This is a genomic window from Alkalibacillus filiformis (genome assembly GCF_030814115.1).
GTDB lineage: Bacteria > Bacillota > Bacilli > Bacillales > Alkalibacillaceae > Alkalibacillus > Alkalibacillus filiformis.
The window spans coordinates 112,182-127,595 of record NZ_JAUSUP010000005.1 but is presented as its reverse complement, the minus strand read 5'-3'; the positions used below and the strand labels follow the sequence as shown (position 1 = coordinate 127,595).

Annotated in this window: 20 protein-coding genes; 6 read left to right on the top strand and 14 right to left on the bottom strand. The window is 37.3% G+C overall.

The window, feature by feature from the left end; translation table 11 throughout:
- Positions 1–154: 154 nt before the first annotated feature.
- On the top strand, positions 155–1,375 hold the full coding sequence (hmpA, locus tag J2R98_RS09760; RefSeq protein WP_307068480.1) for an NO-inducible flavohemoprotein: 1,221 nt from the start codon (positions 155–157) through the stop codon (positions 1,373–1,375).
- 44 nt (positions 1,376–1,419) lie between these two features.
- Here the strand turns inward: hmpA and arsC are convergent, their stop codons facing one another.
- The 4 genes from arsC to J2R98_RS09740 all read right to left on the bottom strand — a co-directional run bounded on the left by arsC (position 1,420) and on the right by J2R98_RS09740 (position 4,415).
- Positions 1,420–1,827: an arsenate reductase (thioredoxin) gene (gene arsC / locus J2R98_RS09755; RefSeq protein WP_307068478.1), complete on the bottom strand. Its 408-nt coding sequence runs from the start codon at positions 1,825–1,827 to the stop codon at positions 1,420–1,422.
- Between the two features lie 12 nt (positions 1,828–1,839).
- A complete protein-coding gene (locus J2R98_RS09750; protein ID WP_307068476.1) occupies positions 1,840–3,141 on the bottom strand; it encodes an arsenic transporter in 1,302 nt (433 codons plus the stop codon).
- 17 nt (positions 3,142–3,158) lie between these two features.
- On the bottom strand, positions 3,159–3,500 hold the full coding sequence (locus J2R98_RS09745) for an ArsR/SmtB family transcription factor (protein ID WP_307068474.1): 342 nt from the start codon (positions 3,498–3,500) through the stop codon (positions 3,159–3,161).
- A gap of 126 nt (positions 3,501–3,626) precedes the next feature.
- A complete protein-coding gene (locus J2R98_RS09740; RefSeq protein ID WP_307068472.1) occupies positions 3,627–4,415 on the bottom strand; it encodes a hypothetical protein in 789 nt (262 codons plus the stop codon).
- A 139-nt stretch (positions 4,416–4,554) separates the two neighbouring features.
- Here J2R98_RS09740 and J2R98_RS09735 point away from each other — a divergent pair, with 139 nt between their 5' ends.
- Both J2R98_RS09735 and J2R98_RS09730 read left to right on the top strand, forming a co-directional pair.
- Positions 4,555–4,977 carry a disulfide oxidoreductase gene (locus tag J2R98_RS09735; RefSeq protein WP_307068470.1) on the top strand — a complete coding sequence of 141 codons (423 nt, stop codon included), beginning with the start codon at positions 4,555–4,557 and terminating at the stop codon, positions 4,975–4,977.
- A 1-nt stretch (position 4,978) separates the two neighbouring features.
- Positions 4,979–5,395 carry a thioredoxin family protein gene (locus J2R98_RS09730; protein WP_307068468.1) on the top strand — a complete coding sequence of 139 codons (417 nt, stop codon included), beginning with the start codon at positions 4,979–4,981 and terminating at the stop codon, positions 5,393–5,395.
- Positions 5,396–5,412: 17 nt separating this feature from the next.
- On the opposite strand, the gene ytzI is transcribed toward J2R98_RS09730, so the two are convergent.
- The gene (ytzI, locus tag J2R98_RS09725; RefSeq protein WP_307068466.1) at positions 5,413–5,574 is read right to left on the bottom strand and encodes a YtzI protein; all 162 of its coding nucleotides are present in this window, start codon (positions 5,572–5,574) and stop codon (positions 5,413–5,415) included.
- A gap of 71 nt (positions 5,575–5,645) precedes the next feature.
- Positions 5,646–6,797, bottom strand: coding sequence for an acyl-CoA dehydrogenase family protein (locus tag J2R98_RS09720; protein ID WP_307068464.1), 1,152 nt, complete (start codon positions 6,795–6,797; stop codon positions 5,646–5,648).
- Between the two features lie 168 nt (positions 6,798–6,965).
- On the opposite strand from J2R98_RS09720, the gene J2R98_RS09715 reads away from it, so the two are divergent.
- Complete coding sequence (locus tag J2R98_RS09715) at positions 6,966–7,271, top strand: YggT family protein (RefSeq protein ID WP_307068462.1); 306 nt, start codon at positions 6,966–6,968, stop codon at positions 7,269–7,271.
- A 16-nt stretch (positions 7,272–7,287) separates the two neighbouring features.
- On the opposite strand, the gene J2R98_RS09710 is transcribed toward J2R98_RS09715, so the two are convergent.
- The 8 genes from J2R98_RS09710 to J2R98_RS09675 form a co-directional block, all read right to left on the bottom strand.
- Complete coding sequence (locus tag J2R98_RS09710; protein ID WP_307068459.1) at positions 7,288–8,172, bottom strand: DMT family transporter; 885 nt, start codon at positions 8,170–8,172, stop codon at positions 7,288–7,290.
- A gap of 15 nt (positions 8,173–8,187) precedes the next feature.
- Positions 8,188–8,514 carry a hypothetical protein gene (locus J2R98_RS09705; protein ID WP_307068457.1) on the bottom strand — a complete coding sequence of 109 codons (327 nt, stop codon included), beginning with the start codon at positions 8,512–8,514 and terminating at the stop codon, positions 8,188–8,190.
- 130 nt (positions 8,515–8,644) lie between these two features.
- Positions 8,645–9,607 (bottom strand): ring-cleaving dioxygenase, encoded by a 963-nt coding sequence (locus tag J2R98_RS09700; RefSeq protein ID WP_307068456.1) that lies wholly within the window; start codon positions 9,605–9,607, stop codon positions 8,645–8,647.
- An 89-nt stretch (positions 9,608–9,696) separates the two neighbouring features.
- Positions 9,697–10,221, bottom strand: a complete 525-nt coding sequence (locus J2R98_RS09695; protein ID WP_307068453.1) for a GNAT family N-acetyltransferase — start codon at positions 10,219–10,221, stop codon at positions 9,697–9,699.
- Between the two features lie 19 nt (positions 10,222–10,240).
- Positions 10,241–10,681 carry a pyrimidine dimer DNA glycosylase/endonuclease V gene (locus tag J2R98_RS09690; protein WP_307068451.1) on the bottom strand — a complete coding sequence of 147 codons (441 nt, stop codon included), beginning with the start codon at positions 10,679–10,681 and terminating at the stop codon, positions 10,241–10,243.
- Positions 10,682–10,691: 10 nt separating this feature from the next.
- Positions 10,692–11,552, bottom strand: a complete 861-nt coding sequence (locus J2R98_RS09685) for a 5'-3' exonuclease (RefSeq protein WP_307068449.1) — start codon at positions 11,550–11,552, stop codon at positions 10,692–10,694.
- 12 nt (positions 11,553–11,564) lie between these two features.
- The gene (locus J2R98_RS09680; protein WP_307068448.1) at positions 11,565–11,849 is read right to left on the bottom strand and encodes a hypothetical protein; all 285 of its coding nucleotides are present in this window, start codon (positions 11,847–11,849) and stop codon (positions 11,565–11,567) included.
- A 527-nt stretch (positions 11,850–12,376) separates the two neighbouring features.
- Positions 12,377–13,519 carry a M20 family metallopeptidase gene (locus J2R98_RS09675; protein ID WP_307068446.1) on the bottom strand — a complete coding sequence of 381 codons (1,143 nt, stop codon included), beginning with the start codon at positions 13,517–13,519 and terminating at the stop codon, positions 12,377–12,379.
- A gap of 166 nt (positions 13,520–13,685) precedes the next feature.
- On the opposite strand from J2R98_RS09675, the gene J2R98_RS09670 reads away from it, so the two are divergent.
- Together J2R98_RS09670 and J2R98_RS09665 are read left to right on the top strand one after the other, a co-directional pair.
- Entirely contained in the window at positions 13,686–14,261 is a 576-nt protein-coding gene (locus tag J2R98_RS09670; RefSeq protein ID WP_307068444.1) for a sigma-70 family RNA polymerase sigma factor, read from the top strand.
- On the top strand, positions 14,254–15,375 hold the full coding sequence (locus tag J2R98_RS09665) for a DUF3221 domain-containing protein (RefSeq protein WP_307068442.1): 1,122 nt from the start codon (positions 14,254–14,256) through the stop codon (positions 15,373–15,375). Before J2R98_RS09670 ends, J2R98_RS09665 begins: the two co-directional genes overlap by 8 nt.
- The last annotated feature ends 39 nt before the right edge of the window (positions 15,376–15,414 follow it).

The following is a 15,414-nucleotide window of genomic DNA, read 5'->3' as shown; positions in this document are numbered from 1 at the left end:
ACACGCAAAAAATTAATTTCTAACTAAATTTTACAGCTAATTTTCCATTTATAAAATGTTCATATTTTCACCCTGACTTTGTGACATAAATCACAAAGTCAGGGATAATTGTGCTTCATAATAGAAATTGAATAAAACACGGGAGGTTATATATATGTTAACTGAACAACAAAAAGAAATTATTAAGTCTACTGCTCCTGTATTACGTGAACACGGTACAAAAATTACGTCTCGATTTTACAATTTACTTTTCGAAAATCACCCAGAACTTCTCAACATATTCAATCAAGCAAACCAAAAGCAAGGTAAGCAACAGCAAGCATTAGCAAACTCAATCATTGCAGCAGCTGAACACATTGAACAACTTGAAGAAATTATGCCTGTTGTCGAACAAATTGCACATAAGCACCGCAGTATCGGCGTCACGGCAGATCAATACCCGATTGTTGGTGAGAATTTATTACAAGCCATTGCCGATGTGTTAGGCGAGAATGCGACTGATGATATTTTAAATGCTTGGAAAGATGCTTACGAAGTCATTGCTAATATCTTTATAGAAGTAGAAGCCAATATGTATGAACAAGCAGAACTACAAGAAGGTGGTTGGGAAGGTTATAAAGACTTTTACGTCGCTCAAAAAGTAAAAGAAAGTGATGTCATTACATCATTTTATTTAAGACCTGTTGATCAAATGCCACTTCCAACTTTTAATCCTGGCCAGTATATCAGTCTAAAAGTTACTATACCTGGTGAAACTTACACGCATGTGAGACAATATAGTCTTTCAAACAAACCTAATGAAGAGTGTTATCGAATTAGTATTAAACGTGAAGCAGACTATGACCCTAACGGAATCGTTTCAAACTTCATGCACGAACAAGTAAATGAAGGTGACACCATACCGATCAGTGCACCTGCAGGGGATTTCACATTAGACGTAACTAATGCTAAACCTTTAGTATTAATTGGAGCTGGTGTTGGTGTGACGCCAATGATGAGCATGATTCACACTGTTGTAAAGGAACAACCAAACCGTCCTGTCACATTCATTCATGCAGTAAGAGATGAACAAGTCCAAGCATTCAAAACTGAAGTCGAAAACCTAATGACAAACCATCACCATATCAATCCATTAACGGTCTACTCAAACCCGATTAATGACCAACAATTGAAGCATCACGAACAAGGTTACATTACAAAGGAATGGTTAGAACTAAACATTCGTAACTTTAATAGTGAGTTTTACTTCTGTGGACCAACGCCATTTATGGAAAGTTTAATTCAATCTTTAACTGAACTTGGTGTAACAAGTGATCAAGTTCACTATGAATTCTTCGGACCGAAAGAACCTCTTAATGCCCCTACTTACGCATAAAACCAAAAAAGCTCCGCCGAATGTTATTTCGGCGAAGCTTTTAATTAATTAACATTTTCAATACGACGTTTAATCTCATCACGAACTTCACGGAACACTTTGTTCACTTCTTCCTCTGTTCCTTCTGCTTTAGCTGGATCAACTAACCCCCAATGAGCAGTTTCGACACCTTTAGGAACCACAGGACAATTCTCTTTTGCATCACCACATAACGTAATAACTAAGCTGGATTGATTTAAAATATTTGAATCGATCACCGACGACTTTTGATTACGAATATCAATTCCGATTTCATCCATCATTTCAACGGCTTTAGGATTAACACCATGTGCTTCAATACCTGCACTGTAAACATCCCATTCATCACCTAAAATCTCTTTACCTAACCCTTCAGCCATTTGACTACGACATGAGTTTCCTGTACATAAGAAATAAATAATTGGTTTACCCATTTAAAATCACTCCTATAAACTAATCAAGATTAATGAAATATATAAGCCTAACAACGTAATGACAAGCACTGGTACTGTAAGGATTAGCCCTACTTTAAAGTAATAACCCCACGAAATATGAATACCTTTCTTGTATAACACATGTAGCCATAGTAGGGTTGCTAATGAACCGATTGGTGTAATCTTTGGACCTAAGTCACTTCCAATGATATTCGCGTAAATTAAAGCTTCTTTGACTACACCTGTTGTATTAGTTGCATCAATCGCTAAAGCATTGATCATAACAGTCGGCATATTATTCATAACTGACGATAGAATCGCTGCAATAAAGCCCATCGACATAGTTGCAGCTAATACACCTTGTTCAGCTGAGGTTTCAATTAATTGTGCTAACACATCAGTTAAACCGACATTACGTAATCCATAAACGACAACATACATACCAATTGAGAAAAAGACGATCGCCCATGGAGCCCCTTTAACGACTTCCATTGTTGGAACCGCTGGGCTTCTTTTAGCTAAGATTAAAAAGATAACAGCAATGAAACCTGCTACAAATGAAACAGGAACTGTCTCTAAACCTTCTGTCATAAAGTACCCAATTAATAAGACACCTAACATAACCCAAGAGATGCGAAATAGCTTATGATCTGTAATCGCTTCTTTAGGTTCTTTCAAATTATTCAAATCATAGTCTTTAGGTATTGATTTTCTAAAGAAAAGATATAAAACAATAATACTCGCTACCATCGAAAATAAGTTTGGAATCATCATTCGTAACATATACTCAATGAACCCTATTTCGAAAAAGTCAGCAGAAACGATATTGACTAAGTTACTAATGACTAGCGGTAAAGATGTCGTATCCGCTATAAAACCACTCGCCATTATAAAAGGCAAAATCATCGCTTCTTTGAAATTAAGTGCTCTAACCATTGATAAAACGATCGGCGTTAAAATAAGTGCTGCTCCATCGTTAGCGAATAGAGCCGCTACAGCAGCTCCTAAAACTGTAACTAACACGAACATTTTCACACCACTACCACCAGCTAGTCGTGCCATATGCAAGGCTGACCATTCAAAGAAACCAATTTCATCTAAAATAAGAGAAATAATAATAATGGCTACAAAGGCAAATGTCGCGTTCCATACAAGTTCAGTTACATCAACTACATCTTGTAGCGTCACAACGCCAACAATCAAAGCAACTAAAGCACCTGCACAGGCTGACCAACCTATGCCTAATCCTTTCGGCTGCCATATAACTAACGTTAATGTTGCTAAAAATATTATGACAGCAATTGTTATATCCATGATGTACTCCCCTCTCACTACTCACATAATAAGTTTTGTTTCTCTAATTCTTTTAGTTTATTTTCCATGCTAGGTAGTTCATTAATAATCATCTCTACAACATGGTAACTAAGGTGATCGTGATTCACCTTATAATAGATCCAATTTCCTTTTCGCTTTTCTTGAACTAACTTCGCATCTCTTAACTTTCTTAAATGCTGACTGATCGCTGGTTGTGACATATCAAGCAACTCAACTAATTCACAAACGCAAAGTTCTCGTACATATACAGACTGCATAATGGTCAACCGCGTCTTTTCACCGAGTAATTTTAATACATTGGAAAGCTCGTCAGTCGTTACCTTCATTTGAATTGTCACGTTCGATCACCTCTATATAAGTAAATGCTTATATTATAATATAATCTTTAACCTACTCTTTTCAACCTCTTTTACAAACTCTTAACAAAAAAAGCTGCTGATTAAATACCAGCAGCTCATCTTTATTTAGTTCAGTTCTTCCCAAGTAAAGGAGATCGACCCTTCTATGTTCTTTCCGTGAAAGATGATTGGCAGTTCGCCATCTCGAGCAACTTCCAATTCATAAAGCCACTCTTCACCATCACCTATATACTCAATCGAACCTAAATCACTTGCGGAAGGATGAATTTTTAAACCATGTGGAAGTGTGTCATCTTCTAAGTCCCATTCAACTTGAAACTGATAATGATGGCCTTCTTCTACTGGAATTTCCACGACTTCTTCTCCATTAATCCGATCAAATGAAGCGTAATACTCACCATCACTTTGTTCAATGGTTAATCCTTCAGTAATCGACGGATTAGCTATTAATATAACCAATAACACAACGATTGCCGGAAACCCAACGATAAATGGTCGTTTTCTCGATAGTCTCGTATATCTTTCTATGAAGTAAAATAAAATAAACGCCACAACCGTAAATATACTACTATACAAAACTAAATATATGTACATTAAGAATGACGAAAAAATAAACGGCGAATATGCTAGAAACCAAATAAACATACCTGAAACCATATAAAGTGATACGTACATTCTCCTCGAATCATCTTCTAACTTTTTAGCTAACCATTCATTAACATAGGAGCTAATCATTAAATATAAAATGAAAACAGCCCAAATCAACGGGTTTGACAACAAATCATAAGCTTCTGCTAAATGAAAACCAGAATATAATAAATACACAACATATGCCATTAATAGCGTTACAAACGCTGTACCAATTCGACTACTAAAATTATGAAATTTGCCCATTCATGTGCCTCCAATCTTTTATTATCATACACTATTTTATTTAGTTAGAAAATGTTCAAACAAATTACTTACTTAATTCAAGCATTCATAATATAATTCTTATATAGTCTCAATGTTAAAGTGATAGGAGATTCGTATAATGAATAAAAAAGCAGAAAATTTAGCGGTTATTAGTTGGGTTATTGCTTTAGTGGCCACACTAGGTTCATTATACTTTTCAGAGATCAAGAACTTTGAACCGTGTTTGTTGTGTTGGTACCAACGAATCATCATGTACCCACTTGTATTAATCTATTTAATTGGGATTATTATTAAAGACCGTAAAGTGTTCATATATGGCGTTGTCTTTTCAATAATCGGCTTCTTAACGGCTTGGTATCATTATGCAATTCAAAAAGTGACGTTGCTACAAGACTCATCGCCCTCATGTGGACAAGTATCTTGTCTTGCTCAATACATTAATTGGGGAGGGTTTATTACAATCCCTTTCCTTGCAGGGACAGCCTTTACGTTAATTCTCATTATAAGCGTGATGGGTTATAAATATTCAAAGGAGGACTAATATGAAGAAATTATTAATATTCGGTGGTGTCATCGTTGTATTATTTATCGCATTAATTTTATTAGTGGATGCTTCTTCTGAAGACGTTACAGATGATCCACTTTATGATAACGAATTCACACCTAGTGAGTTAGAATCGGAATTAGAAGAGGAAGAACAGGTGACAGTGTATTTCCACAGTCCTGAATGCCAATACTGTTTAGAAACGACACCTGTATTAGTACCACTTGCAGAGGACATGGATGTTGATTTAATTCTTTACAACTTACTCGAATATGAACAAGGTTGGCACAACTACGGAATCGAGAGTACTCCTACTGTTGTTCATTACGAAAACGGTGAAGAAGTTAATCGTATCGTTGGGGCCGCTCCTGAAGAAGAATTTGAAGCCTTTTTAAACCATTATGCTTTAGATTAATACAAAAGCGAGGACATTTATTTGTCCTCGCTTTTTTCTGTCTCTTGACCCTCTTCATCTTCACTTCCCGGCAAAGAGTCAACTTGATGGTTATAAGCATAACCTTTCGAAATTGCAACAATCGTTAAGATGGTCACAATAATTACAATAGCAATTGATATAATTAATACTGTTGTCATATCCCGCTTCTCCTTACGTCCATCATTACTTTCATTATAATTTTGTTTATTTTTCCTCGCAAGGGCGCTAACTATTCATCTAAAGCTAATGCCGCCAATTGTTCATAAACAACGTCGTCTAATGGAGGGTTATGAAGTCCTGCACGAACATCACGATAATACCGTTCAAAGTTAAAAAATTTTGAAAGCCCTCTTCCTCCTGCAATTCGCATCGCCAGATCAACAACACGCTGAGCATCGTTTGTCACATTTACTTTAACCATTGCAATTTCATTTGCTAGAAGATCTCTTTGTTCTTCTTCATCCCATCTTCTAGCTAAATCAAATAAAAGGTGGCGTGAACGCATAAGCAATAAACTCATCTCACCTAACTTTTGTCTTACTTGGTGTGTTTTCGCTATTGGATGATCTAAACTGTTTGGCTGAAAACTTTTAGCAAATACAATAGCTTCTTTAAAAGCTGCTTGTGCAATCCCTAAATAACACGCTGGTATATGTAACAGCCATGCTTTAGGTAATGATTGCTTGTTGTTTTGTTCAAGATGAAATTCTAAATCAATCGAAACATCTTTTAATACAAGATCATCACTACCAGTCCCTCTCATACCTAACGTATCCCATGTTCGGTCAATAGATACACCTTCTTTTAACATATCAATTAAAAACCAACTGACCTTCTCTTCATCGGGCATATAAGCAGAAACTAAGGCAAAATCCAACTTCTCAGCCATAGTCGTAAACGTTTTACGACCATTAATGACATACTGATCTTGTTCTAATACTGCAATCGTTTCGGGTCTGCCCCCACGTGTTGGACTCCCTGTGTTTCGTTCTGTTGAAGCACGGTTAAAGAGTTTCTGTTTAGCTGCTTCTGTTGCGATGAACTCATAAACAGCATTAGTCCAAATTCCTTCTGCTTTAATTTCCATTAATAGCCCTAGATGCCAACCGACCGAAAGAGCAGTGGCTCCATCACCTTCTGCTACTTTTTCTTGCATGAGCAACCATTCATATAAGTTCAAATCTTCCCCACCATATGCTTCAGGTAAGACGATGGATAAATAATTATACCGTTTCAACACTTTTAAAGTTTGATCTAAAAAACGAGCTTCATGATCAGCTACTTTGGCATTCTCACTAACTTGTTCACTTATTTTAGACGCACGTTTATATAATTCAACTTGTCGTTCATTTTTTAGAAAAACATCATCATTTAATCCCACGACAAGAACTCCTTTCTTATAACAAACCAATCTCTAAGTATAAGTTATTTTATGCATCAATTGGGGTTTAGCATATAATATAAGCACATTTTTTTAATTTTGATTTAGTAAATAATAGTTTAAAAACAAATGTGTTGAGGAACATAAAATATAAAGGAGGTTTTTGAAATGAAAGGAATTGGCTTTATTAATCATTTAATTAATATTGTAATTGGTATTGTTCAATTGATTTTAGGTTTTCGCATTATTTTAAAATTGTTCGGCGCTTCAGAAACAGCACCTTTTGTAGAGTGGGTGTACAACACGAGTGAACCTCTCTTACATCCTTTTGAAGGGATTTTTCCAACAACAGTATTAGATGGGACATTTGTTGTTGAGTTTTCTGCGATTTTTGCGTTCTTAATATATACACTGATTGGATACTTCTTAACGAGTTTAGTAACAGGTTTCGACCGTCGTTGGAATAAAGAATAAAGCTAAGCGACAGAGCTTAGCTTTTTTTATGAGCAGTTATAAAATTTAAAACCTTAGGCTTATTAGCAAGTAATACTAGACCGACGATTAATAATAGTAACCCAAGTCCAGAAACAATCGTTAACGGTTCGCCGATTAAAAGAATCCCAAGGAGAGCAGCTGTCACTGGTTCAGCCAAAGCTAACGTAACAGCCATAGATGCAGGAATTCCTTTTAACCCTCTAGCGAACAACAAATAAGCCAATGCTGTTGCAATTAACCCTAAGTGCAACATGCTGATTGCGCCACTACTTTGAACCAACCAGCTCGTATCATAGACAAAAAGAATCGGTAGTAAGAAAATGGCCGCTGTACTAAAGACGACGGCAACTACAACATCAGAAGGGTAATTAGTCACAAGATCTTTACTAACAAACGTGTATATCGCAAAGGCTAACCCTGCCATTAATGCAAAGACCATTCCTAGAAAATTAAAAGTCACGCTCTCTCCTGACTGAAACAGCAATAAACAACCGACCACTGCTAGAACTGTCGAAATAGCCCAAACGAGATCAGGTAACCTTTTATGTATAACACCTTCCATTAAACCTGCAAAAATGGGCGCACTACATATGGCAATGACAGTACCGATCGCTACTCCTGTTAAATCAACTCCTGAGAAGAAGAATGGTTGATACAACGCCATCGCAATCGCACTAACGAGCAAAGGCTTTTTTGGGATCCCTTTGATCGATAACCGCTTTTGAAAATAGACCAATAAAAATAAAGAGCCACCACCAATTAGTAACCGTAATGCACCTACGACTAATGGCGTTGACTCTTCAGGTGCTAATGCTTGTGCAGTTCCTGTCGTCCCCCATAAAATAGCTCCGATCAAAACAAGCCATACACTACTTCTCATAACAAAACACACCTTTTAAAATGGCAAATGACGCTCAAACCTTACAAATGAATAAACACGCATGAATAACACTAAAGCTAAAACTAAAATTAATGGATATTTGATGTATTGAATTTCAGCAAAGTAGACTAATATTAATCCAACTAAAGTAAGCCCGGCTAGAAAGTTAGAATAACGACCATTAAGCGGTGTATTACTAACAGCTAAAGAGGATACTTTTTTAATTTTATCAAAGTAACACTTCTTACAATAAGCTTGGACCATAAAGAAAATCTGTGTTGTAAACAAATCTTTCTTCGATTCAATTAATTGATCACAGTTCTGACAATGGACTTGTCTCATAATATGTTCACCTTCTATAAACTATTAATCTTCTATTTATTGTATCAGTTTTTACATAAAAATGAAGCTACTTACTACTACGGCTTATGAAAAAAGCCAGCTACTTGAACGTATGCTGACTTTCCATCTTTTAATAATTAATCGGCTTTAAGTTTTTAGTAATTTCTTCACGTTTCTCTTCTAAAAATGGAGGCAAAGCTAGCGTTTCCCCTAAGTTCAGTTCGTCTTCATCGGTAGTAAATCCAGGTCCATCTGTCGCAAGCTCAAACAGAATACCATTTGGTTCTCTAAAATAAACTGATTTGAAATAATAACGATCAACGAACCCAGAATTGCCGAGCTTAGATTGGTTTAGACGATCAATCCATTGGTAGAGTTCTTCTTCACTTTGTACACGAAAAGCAACGTGGTGTACGCCTCCTCGTCCTAGCCGCTCTGGATGTAAGTTAGGGCTTACATGGACATGCAATTCAGCACCTGCACCACCTTCTCCTGTTTCAAAAACGACCACTTCATTTTCAGTCTGCGTAAATTCATATGTCCCAGATCTCCTAAAGCCCATCACTTCAGTTAAAACTGCTTCCGTTCGTTCGAGGTCTGGTATTGTTAAATGAATAGGACCTAAGCCTATAACGCCGTGTTGAGGATCAGCTTTAGACTGCTGCCACGGAATTCCACCGCTAACACCTTCATTTTTCTCATCAGACACTAACATGAGGCGTTGCTTTTCATGATCTCGAAATGGGATGACGCGACGTCCAAACTGCTCAACAATCCCTTCATGCTCCACATCAAGATGAGTCAAACGCTCTTCCCAATATTTAAGCGCTTCGTCATTTGGAACACGTAATGATGTTGTTGAAATGCTGTTATTCCCATCATGGTTTTGTCCAATTTGATCCATTTCAAAAAACGTTAACTCAGTACCGGGATTACCGACTTCATCTCCATAAAATAAGTGGTACATGGATGGGTCATCTTGATTAACTGTCTTCTTCACTAATCGCATTCCTAGAACTTTTGTATAAAAGTCAACATTATCTTGAGCATTTTTAGTCATAGCAGATAAATGATGAATCCCTAAAAGCTCCATGTGTAAAAACCCCCTAAAAATTAGTTAGTAGAAGAATAACAGAAAACTGTTCGTTTCCCCAATCATTCCACTTATCATTTGTATATTTATTAATCTCTTAAATCGATCCAAAAACGTCTAACGACATTACCATCTTCCTCTGTAAATGGTAACCCTTGCATACCACCGCATTTTTCAATAACACGTAATGATGCTTCATTTCCATCATTACACGTCACTAACGCTCTTGGCACTTCTAATGCTTTTAAAAATGTTAACGACTCATTTAACATAAATGTTGCATGCCCTTTCCCTCGTTCAGACGGTCTGACACCATATCCGACGTGTCCACCTGTTTCAAGTAAAGGGCCTGTTAAATCGTGACGTATATTACATGCTCCTAAAATTTTATACTTTTCATCGACTAACCATCTCGTTGTTGCAGGAACATACCCTTCTGGCAAACCGACCCCTTCTTCAGTACTGATTAAGTTTTGAACAAATGCTTCGAAGTTCGATGGGTCTTTTCTTAAGGCTGAAGGGATTATATCCTCTCCACTATTAACCCACTCTTGGTAAAAGTCAATATAGGCATCTTGTAATGATGTGGTTGGTTTAATTAATTTTAGACTCATACAATTTCCTTTCTGTTCATTATTTCGCGAACCTTTCCCAATGCTCGATTGAACCTTCAACTAACTTAAACATTGGATGAGGATCTAAGTGATTTAAATCATAATCTTTTAGTTGGTCAAATCGACTAGAGTCTCTAGTTTCTAGCTTTGTTAATAAGTGTTCCCACTCATAAGCTAACTGTCCAGTCGTTAAAGGGATTTCTGAAACTTCTTGTCGTGAAATAATTTTAGTTCGATCAAAGCGATAACCACGGAATGTCGCCTCTTCATGAACGCCACTTAAATAATGTCCTACCGCATTAATCGGTTTTGCTTGATCGCGAAAACGGATAAGCTGAGGGTGGTTACGATAACCCTTTGTCTCACCTAGTAAGACTTTTTGCGCTAGTAGCGTCTCACGCCATAAAGCGACAAGTCCCTTTGCATCTAAATATTTCGGATGAACTGACCATAAACGCATGCGATCTCTCCTAGACGTATTCTCCTAATCGTTTAAATTCTAATTCGTTAAACTTTTCAATAACGCGTTCGCGGTTCATGTTAAACTCAGCATCACTTAGGTCACACGTTACACCAGCTTGGCAATGGATTTCAGCCAACTTACGTGAAAGATGAATCATTTCAAGATCGTTTTCAAACTTCGTCTTTTGTGCTTTCGTCAATGTGTCTAAATTATCTAAGATCTCATCTAGAGATCCATGGTTAATGAGTAATTTTAAAGCCGTCTTTTCACCCACACCTCGAACACCTGGATAATTGTCACTCGAATCACCCATCATCGCTTTAAGATCAATCATTTGTTTCGGTGTAATCCCTTTTTCTTCTAAGAAACGATCTGCTTCATACACATCGTAATTGCCGTATCCTTTTTTCAATAAGGCTACTCGAACTCCGTCATCTAATAGCTGTAAAATGTCTTGGTCACCAGTTAAAATCGTCACATCCGCTTCACCTTGATAGGTTAGAGCCAATGTACCAATACAGTCGTCAGCTTCAAAACCCTTTACCCCAACATTCGGAATATCCATCGCTTCTGTTACTTCTTTAACCAGATCAAATTGTGGAATTAACTCTTCAGGTGGCGCACCACGATTAGCTTTGTATTGTGAATAAAGATCATTTCTAAATGTATGACTCCCCATATCCCAACAACAAATAACGTGTGATGGTTGAAATGTATTCGTTGCTGTTAACAGATGGCGAATAAAACCATGGATCGCATTGGTTGGAGTTCCTTTACTGTTAATCATAAAATTATTGTTCATCGCTGTTGCGTAAAAAGCACGGAATAATAGTGCCATACCATCAACTAATAAGACGTGTTTCTTCATCGGTCTCCTCCATTACTTAATTTCGACTTTTCTAAATTGAGCAATCAGTTCTTCAGGGTCTTTTTTTATCTGGTACGTAAAGACGCCTTTCGTTGTGTGAAAGTATAAAAAGCCGTATTTGTCTGACAGCATTTTATATGACATATCGAAGACAATTTTAAGGTCGAATTTATTCTCAGCTGTTATGATTTTGTCTTCATACAACTCAATGAAGTGTTCTTCTTCGATATACTTTTTTTGAAAGTTAATATGGTCAATCTCTCGCCTAAGTATGACATAGGGATGTTTGTATAACATTTGGTTGACTCTCCTTGTAACAAGCTAATTTTCATTATAGCATTGCCACCTGTGAGATGTCTTTTCATACAAAAAAGGTTGAGCAGAACTAATTGTAATACACAAAACCCGAACGAAATCACATTTAGACTTCGTTCGGGTTTATCTTTAAGCTCCGCTCCATCAAAATGCTTCGCTTTCCACGGGCGGCTGGTAAGCCTCCTCGTGCTACGCACTGTGGGGTCTCACCCCGGCCTTTGCTCCCGTAGGAGTCTACGCATTTTGATTCCGCTATGTGTCTGCTCAACTAAGCTAAAATGTCAACTGTTCGTTTTCTCACCACACTCCAACCCTTTTGGCTCAACCCCTTACAATCAAAGCTCTTAAATAACCCACATAGTAACGACGAATGCGAGTGCTTTTCAATCTTCAAACTAAATGAAAGCGCTTGGCAGTCAAGGCACGAAGGCAGCTAAGGAGCGGAGTGACCATCATAGGTCATGAGCACCTCAGAAACCGATGCAACGACGAATGCGAGCGCTTGTCATTTAGTTTGAACCATAATCACACAACAACATCGCCAACAAAGCACTACGCTTCGGCATTTCTTTAACTACTAAATGCTCATGTTGCGCATGAGCTCCATCACCAACAGCACCTAAACCATCCAAAGTAGGTGAAAGGGATGCTGTGAAGTTCGCATCACTTCCTCCGCCTGTTGATTCTTCCTCAAGCTCAAACCCTAAATAGTCACGTGCTAAATCACTTGCACGGTCAAATAAAGCTTCAATTTCATCCGTTCGCTCTAACGGCGGGCGATAAATTTCGCCCTCTATATCAATTTCGATATCTTCATCATGAGATTTAATTTGTTCTATTAATAGGGCAACACGGTCCATCTCCTCTTGCGTTTGAACACGCACGTCAACAACTGCGTGTGCCTCTTCGGCGATTACGTTTTTAGACGAACCTCCATCAATAATACCAACATTTACTGATGTCCCTTTATCAAGGTCTGTTAAATTTGATAGATACGTAATTTGTTCAGCTAGCTCTTCTATAGCACTTGCGCCTTTCTCTGGTTCAATACCAGCATGTGAAGACACACCGTGAATCGTAATGTCATAAGTTCCAACACCTTTACGCGCTGTCTTAAGCGCCCCTTGACTACCTTGAGACGGCTCAAGGACAAATACAGCATCGCTCTTTTCAGCTTCTGCCATAATATAATCTTTTGAAGTTGGACTTCCTAACTCTTCATCACTCGTCATCATTAGCACGATTTTTTTATTTAAATGTTTATTCAAATCTTTTAAACTTTGAATAGCATAAAGAGCTTGGACAATACCGCCTTTCATATCAAACGTACCTGGGCCATAAGCTTTACCATCTTTAATTTCAAATGGCATGTCTTCTAACGTTCCCTCTGGCCATACAGTATCAAAGTGTGTGACGATTAATAGCTGACGCTCACCTTCACCCCACTCAGCTCGTATGTGTGATGAGTAATCATCACTAGGAAGTTTCGTAAACGTACCACCTGTCATTTCGATGAATTTTTCGCTTAAATAATTACCCATTTTCTCAGTTAAATGTGGTTCACTTGATGGTGATTCAATTAAAACTAAGTCTCGCAATAACGACACCATCTCGCCTTCTTTGTCTTGCAAATATCGGACTATGTCATCCATTCTATCTTGTTCCCCCGTTGTTTTATACATTGTGTATCAACTTTTATATTTTCCAAGTCTATTATACACTTTTTGAAAGAAATTCGTTAGGGGAGATTTTTCCTTAGAAACTTGCAACCTTGTTAAAAACCATTACGTCTAATAGTTAAAAGAAAGGAGGTTGGTTATGTCGGTCTCAGAACTCCAAGCATTGCAAAAAGAAACCATTACAGAACAAGATCGAGTAGAACTTCTTGATTACTGTATGTCACATTATGGCAGTGACGTTAAACGAATTGTCTACTCCTATGTTCAAAACGAAGTCGATGCTGAAGATGTTACGCAAGAAGTTTTTATTACGGTTTATCAAAAGATTGATCAATTTAATCAAGATTCACAGCTTAAAAGTTGGCTTATACGGATTGCCATTAATAAAAGTAAGGACCATTTAAGGTCGTTTAAACACCGTCAACAACGGTTGAAAGATAAACTGCTTCAATCATTTAATAAAGAATCAGCCGAAACAACTACACCAGAGGATCTGTCTATTCAAACCGATGAGAACAAACAATTAATTCAACAAATTTATCAGCTTCCCACTAAATATAAAGAAGTGATTATTTTATATTATTTTGAACAACTCACGGTAAAAGAGATGGCTGACATTTTAAATACGAATGAAAATACTATGAAAGCTAGGCTGAAACGCGGAAGGGATCGTCTGAAAACCATTATTGAGTCAGGAGGTGGCGACCATGGATGAAAAACTAAATCAATTACATGAAACTTATAAAAACGAAACAAATTTTACCGAAAAGGAGCGTTATGCGATTATGAGTAAAGTTAAACACGAAGCTTCCAATAAATCGGGTGGCCCGTTGTTTCCACTTAAAATAGCTATTCCACTTGCAACAACACTACTCATTGCGTTTATTATTTTCGCCAGTAATGATGGCGGACCTTTATTCCAGCCTACGACAGGGAGTCCAGGGGAAGAACAAGATGAACAAGAACCAATAACTGATGAAGAACCTAGTATTGAAGGGTATGTCGTAGAAATTGACAACGATCGAATCCTTGTGACTGATTCAGAGAAAAACGAGAATGATCAAAACCCTGCAGTTTGGTATTCAAGTGTTGATGAAGATGTCGAGTTAGGTCAAAAAATAAAAGCATGGCACACAGAACAAAATGACTCTTACCCAGCGCAAGCTGTACCTGATGAACTGCTCATTGTCGAAGAGGAATCCTATGAAGGTGCTGACATGACAGAATATGAAGCTATCGCAAGGGCCATAAATTCTAATTCAGACACCCTAAATGTACCAATTGTTTCTAGGGTTCACTTTGATAGTGGCGAAGGGATGTGGAATATCAATTTAAGAGATGTTCACGACCGTCAGTTAGTTAGAGTTACTGTAGATGATTCTGGTGGAGGAGTTGGTAGCTCCACAATGGTTGAGGAAGAAGATGAACAAATCTCAGAACCTAACATCGAAGACATTATAACTGAATTTGAAAATGCCTATGATCGATTAGTTGAAACAGATGATGAACAACGATTAGTCAATTTCAATACAGTTGAAGATATTCGTAATGACTTCTCTAGCATTATGAGTGACGAGATCATCGATTACTATCTTGAAACGTACGTTCAAGAAGAGGATGATGGGCTTTATATCATCCCGACTGGTATGGAAGTGTTCATTGAACTTGATCGAGATTATGAAGTCAATGAAGTTTCAGAAACTGAATACCATGTGATCCAAGAAGTTGATTATGAATTCACTGACCATATTGAGCTAACTTATATAATCGAATACCAAGATGAAAACTGGATTGTTCAAGATGTACTTCACGACCCCATTGATGAATAAACTGTAATAGCTGTCACTTTAAAAGTGGCAGCTTTTTTT

Bases quoted from the DNA above. Each gene is read 5' to 3' on its own strand.
- ytzI (WP_307068466.1), bottom strand. From the start codon at position 5,574: ATGACAACAGTATTAATTATATCAATTGCTATTGTAATTATTGTGACC.
- J2R98_RS09665 (WP_307068442.1), top strand. From the start codon at position 14,254: ATGGATGAAAAACTAAATCAATTACATGAAACTTATAAAAACGAAACA.
- J2R98_RS09715 (WP_307068462.1), top strand. From the start codon at position 6,966: ATGAAAGGAATTGGCTTTATTAATCATTTAATTAATATTGTAATTGGT.
- J2R98_RS09670 (WP_307068444.1), top strand. From the start codon at position 13,686: ATGTCGGTCTCAGAACTCCAAGCATTGCAAAAAGAAACCATTACAGAA.
- J2R98_RS09685 (WP_307068449.1), bottom strand. From the start codon at position 11,552: ATGAAGAAACACGTCTTATTAGTTGATGGTATGGCACTATTATTCCGT.
- J2R98_RS09705 (WP_307068457.1), bottom strand. From the start codon at position 8,514: ATGAGACAAGTCCATTGTCAGAACTGTGATCAATTAATTGAATCGAAG.
- J2R98_RS09730 (WP_307068468.1), top strand. From the start codon at position 4,979: ATGAAGAAATTATTAATATTCGGTGGTGTCATCGTTGTATTATTTATC.
- arsC (WP_307068478.1), bottom strand. From the start codon at position 1,827: ATGGGTAAACCAATTATTTATTTCTTATGTACAGGAAACTCATGTCGT.
- J2R98_RS09695 (WP_307068453.1), bottom strand. From the start codon at position 10,221: ATGAGTCTAAAATTAATTAAACCAACCACATCATTACAAGATGCCTAT.
- J2R98_RS09675 (WP_307068446.1), bottom strand. From the start codon at position 13,519: ATGGATGACATAGTCCGATATTTGCAAGACAAAGAAGGCGAGATGGTG.
- hmpA (WP_307068480.1), top strand. From the start codon at position 155: ATGTTAACTGAACAACAAAAAGAAATTATTAAGTCTACTGCTCCTGTA.
- J2R98_RS09700 (WP_307068456.1), bottom strand. From the start codon at position 9,607: ATGGAGCTTTTAGGGATTCATCATTTATCTGCTATGACTAAAAATGCT.
- J2R98_RS09735 (WP_307068470.1), top strand. From the start codon at position 4,555: ATGAATAAAAAAGCAGAAAATTTAGCGGTTATTAGTTGGGTTATTGCT.
- J2R98_RS09690 (WP_307068451.1), bottom strand. From the start codon at position 10,681: ATGCGTTTATGGTCAGTTCATCCGAAATATTTAGATGCAAAGGGACTT.
- J2R98_RS09680 (WP_307068448.1), bottom strand. From the start codon at position 11,849: ATGTTATACAAACATCCCTATGTCATACTTAGGCGAGAGATTGACCAT.
- J2R98_RS09740 (WP_307068472.1), bottom strand. From the start codon at position 4,415: ATGGGCAAATTTCATAATTTTAGTAGTCGAATTGGTACAGCGTTTGTA.
- J2R98_RS09710 (WP_307068459.1), bottom strand. From the start codon at position 8,172: ATGAGAAGTAGTGTATGGCTTGTTTTGATCGGAGCTATTTTATGGGGG.
- J2R98_RS09750 (WP_307068476.1), bottom strand. From the start codon at position 3,141: ATGGATATAACAATTGCTGTCATAATATTTTTAGCAACATTAACGTTA.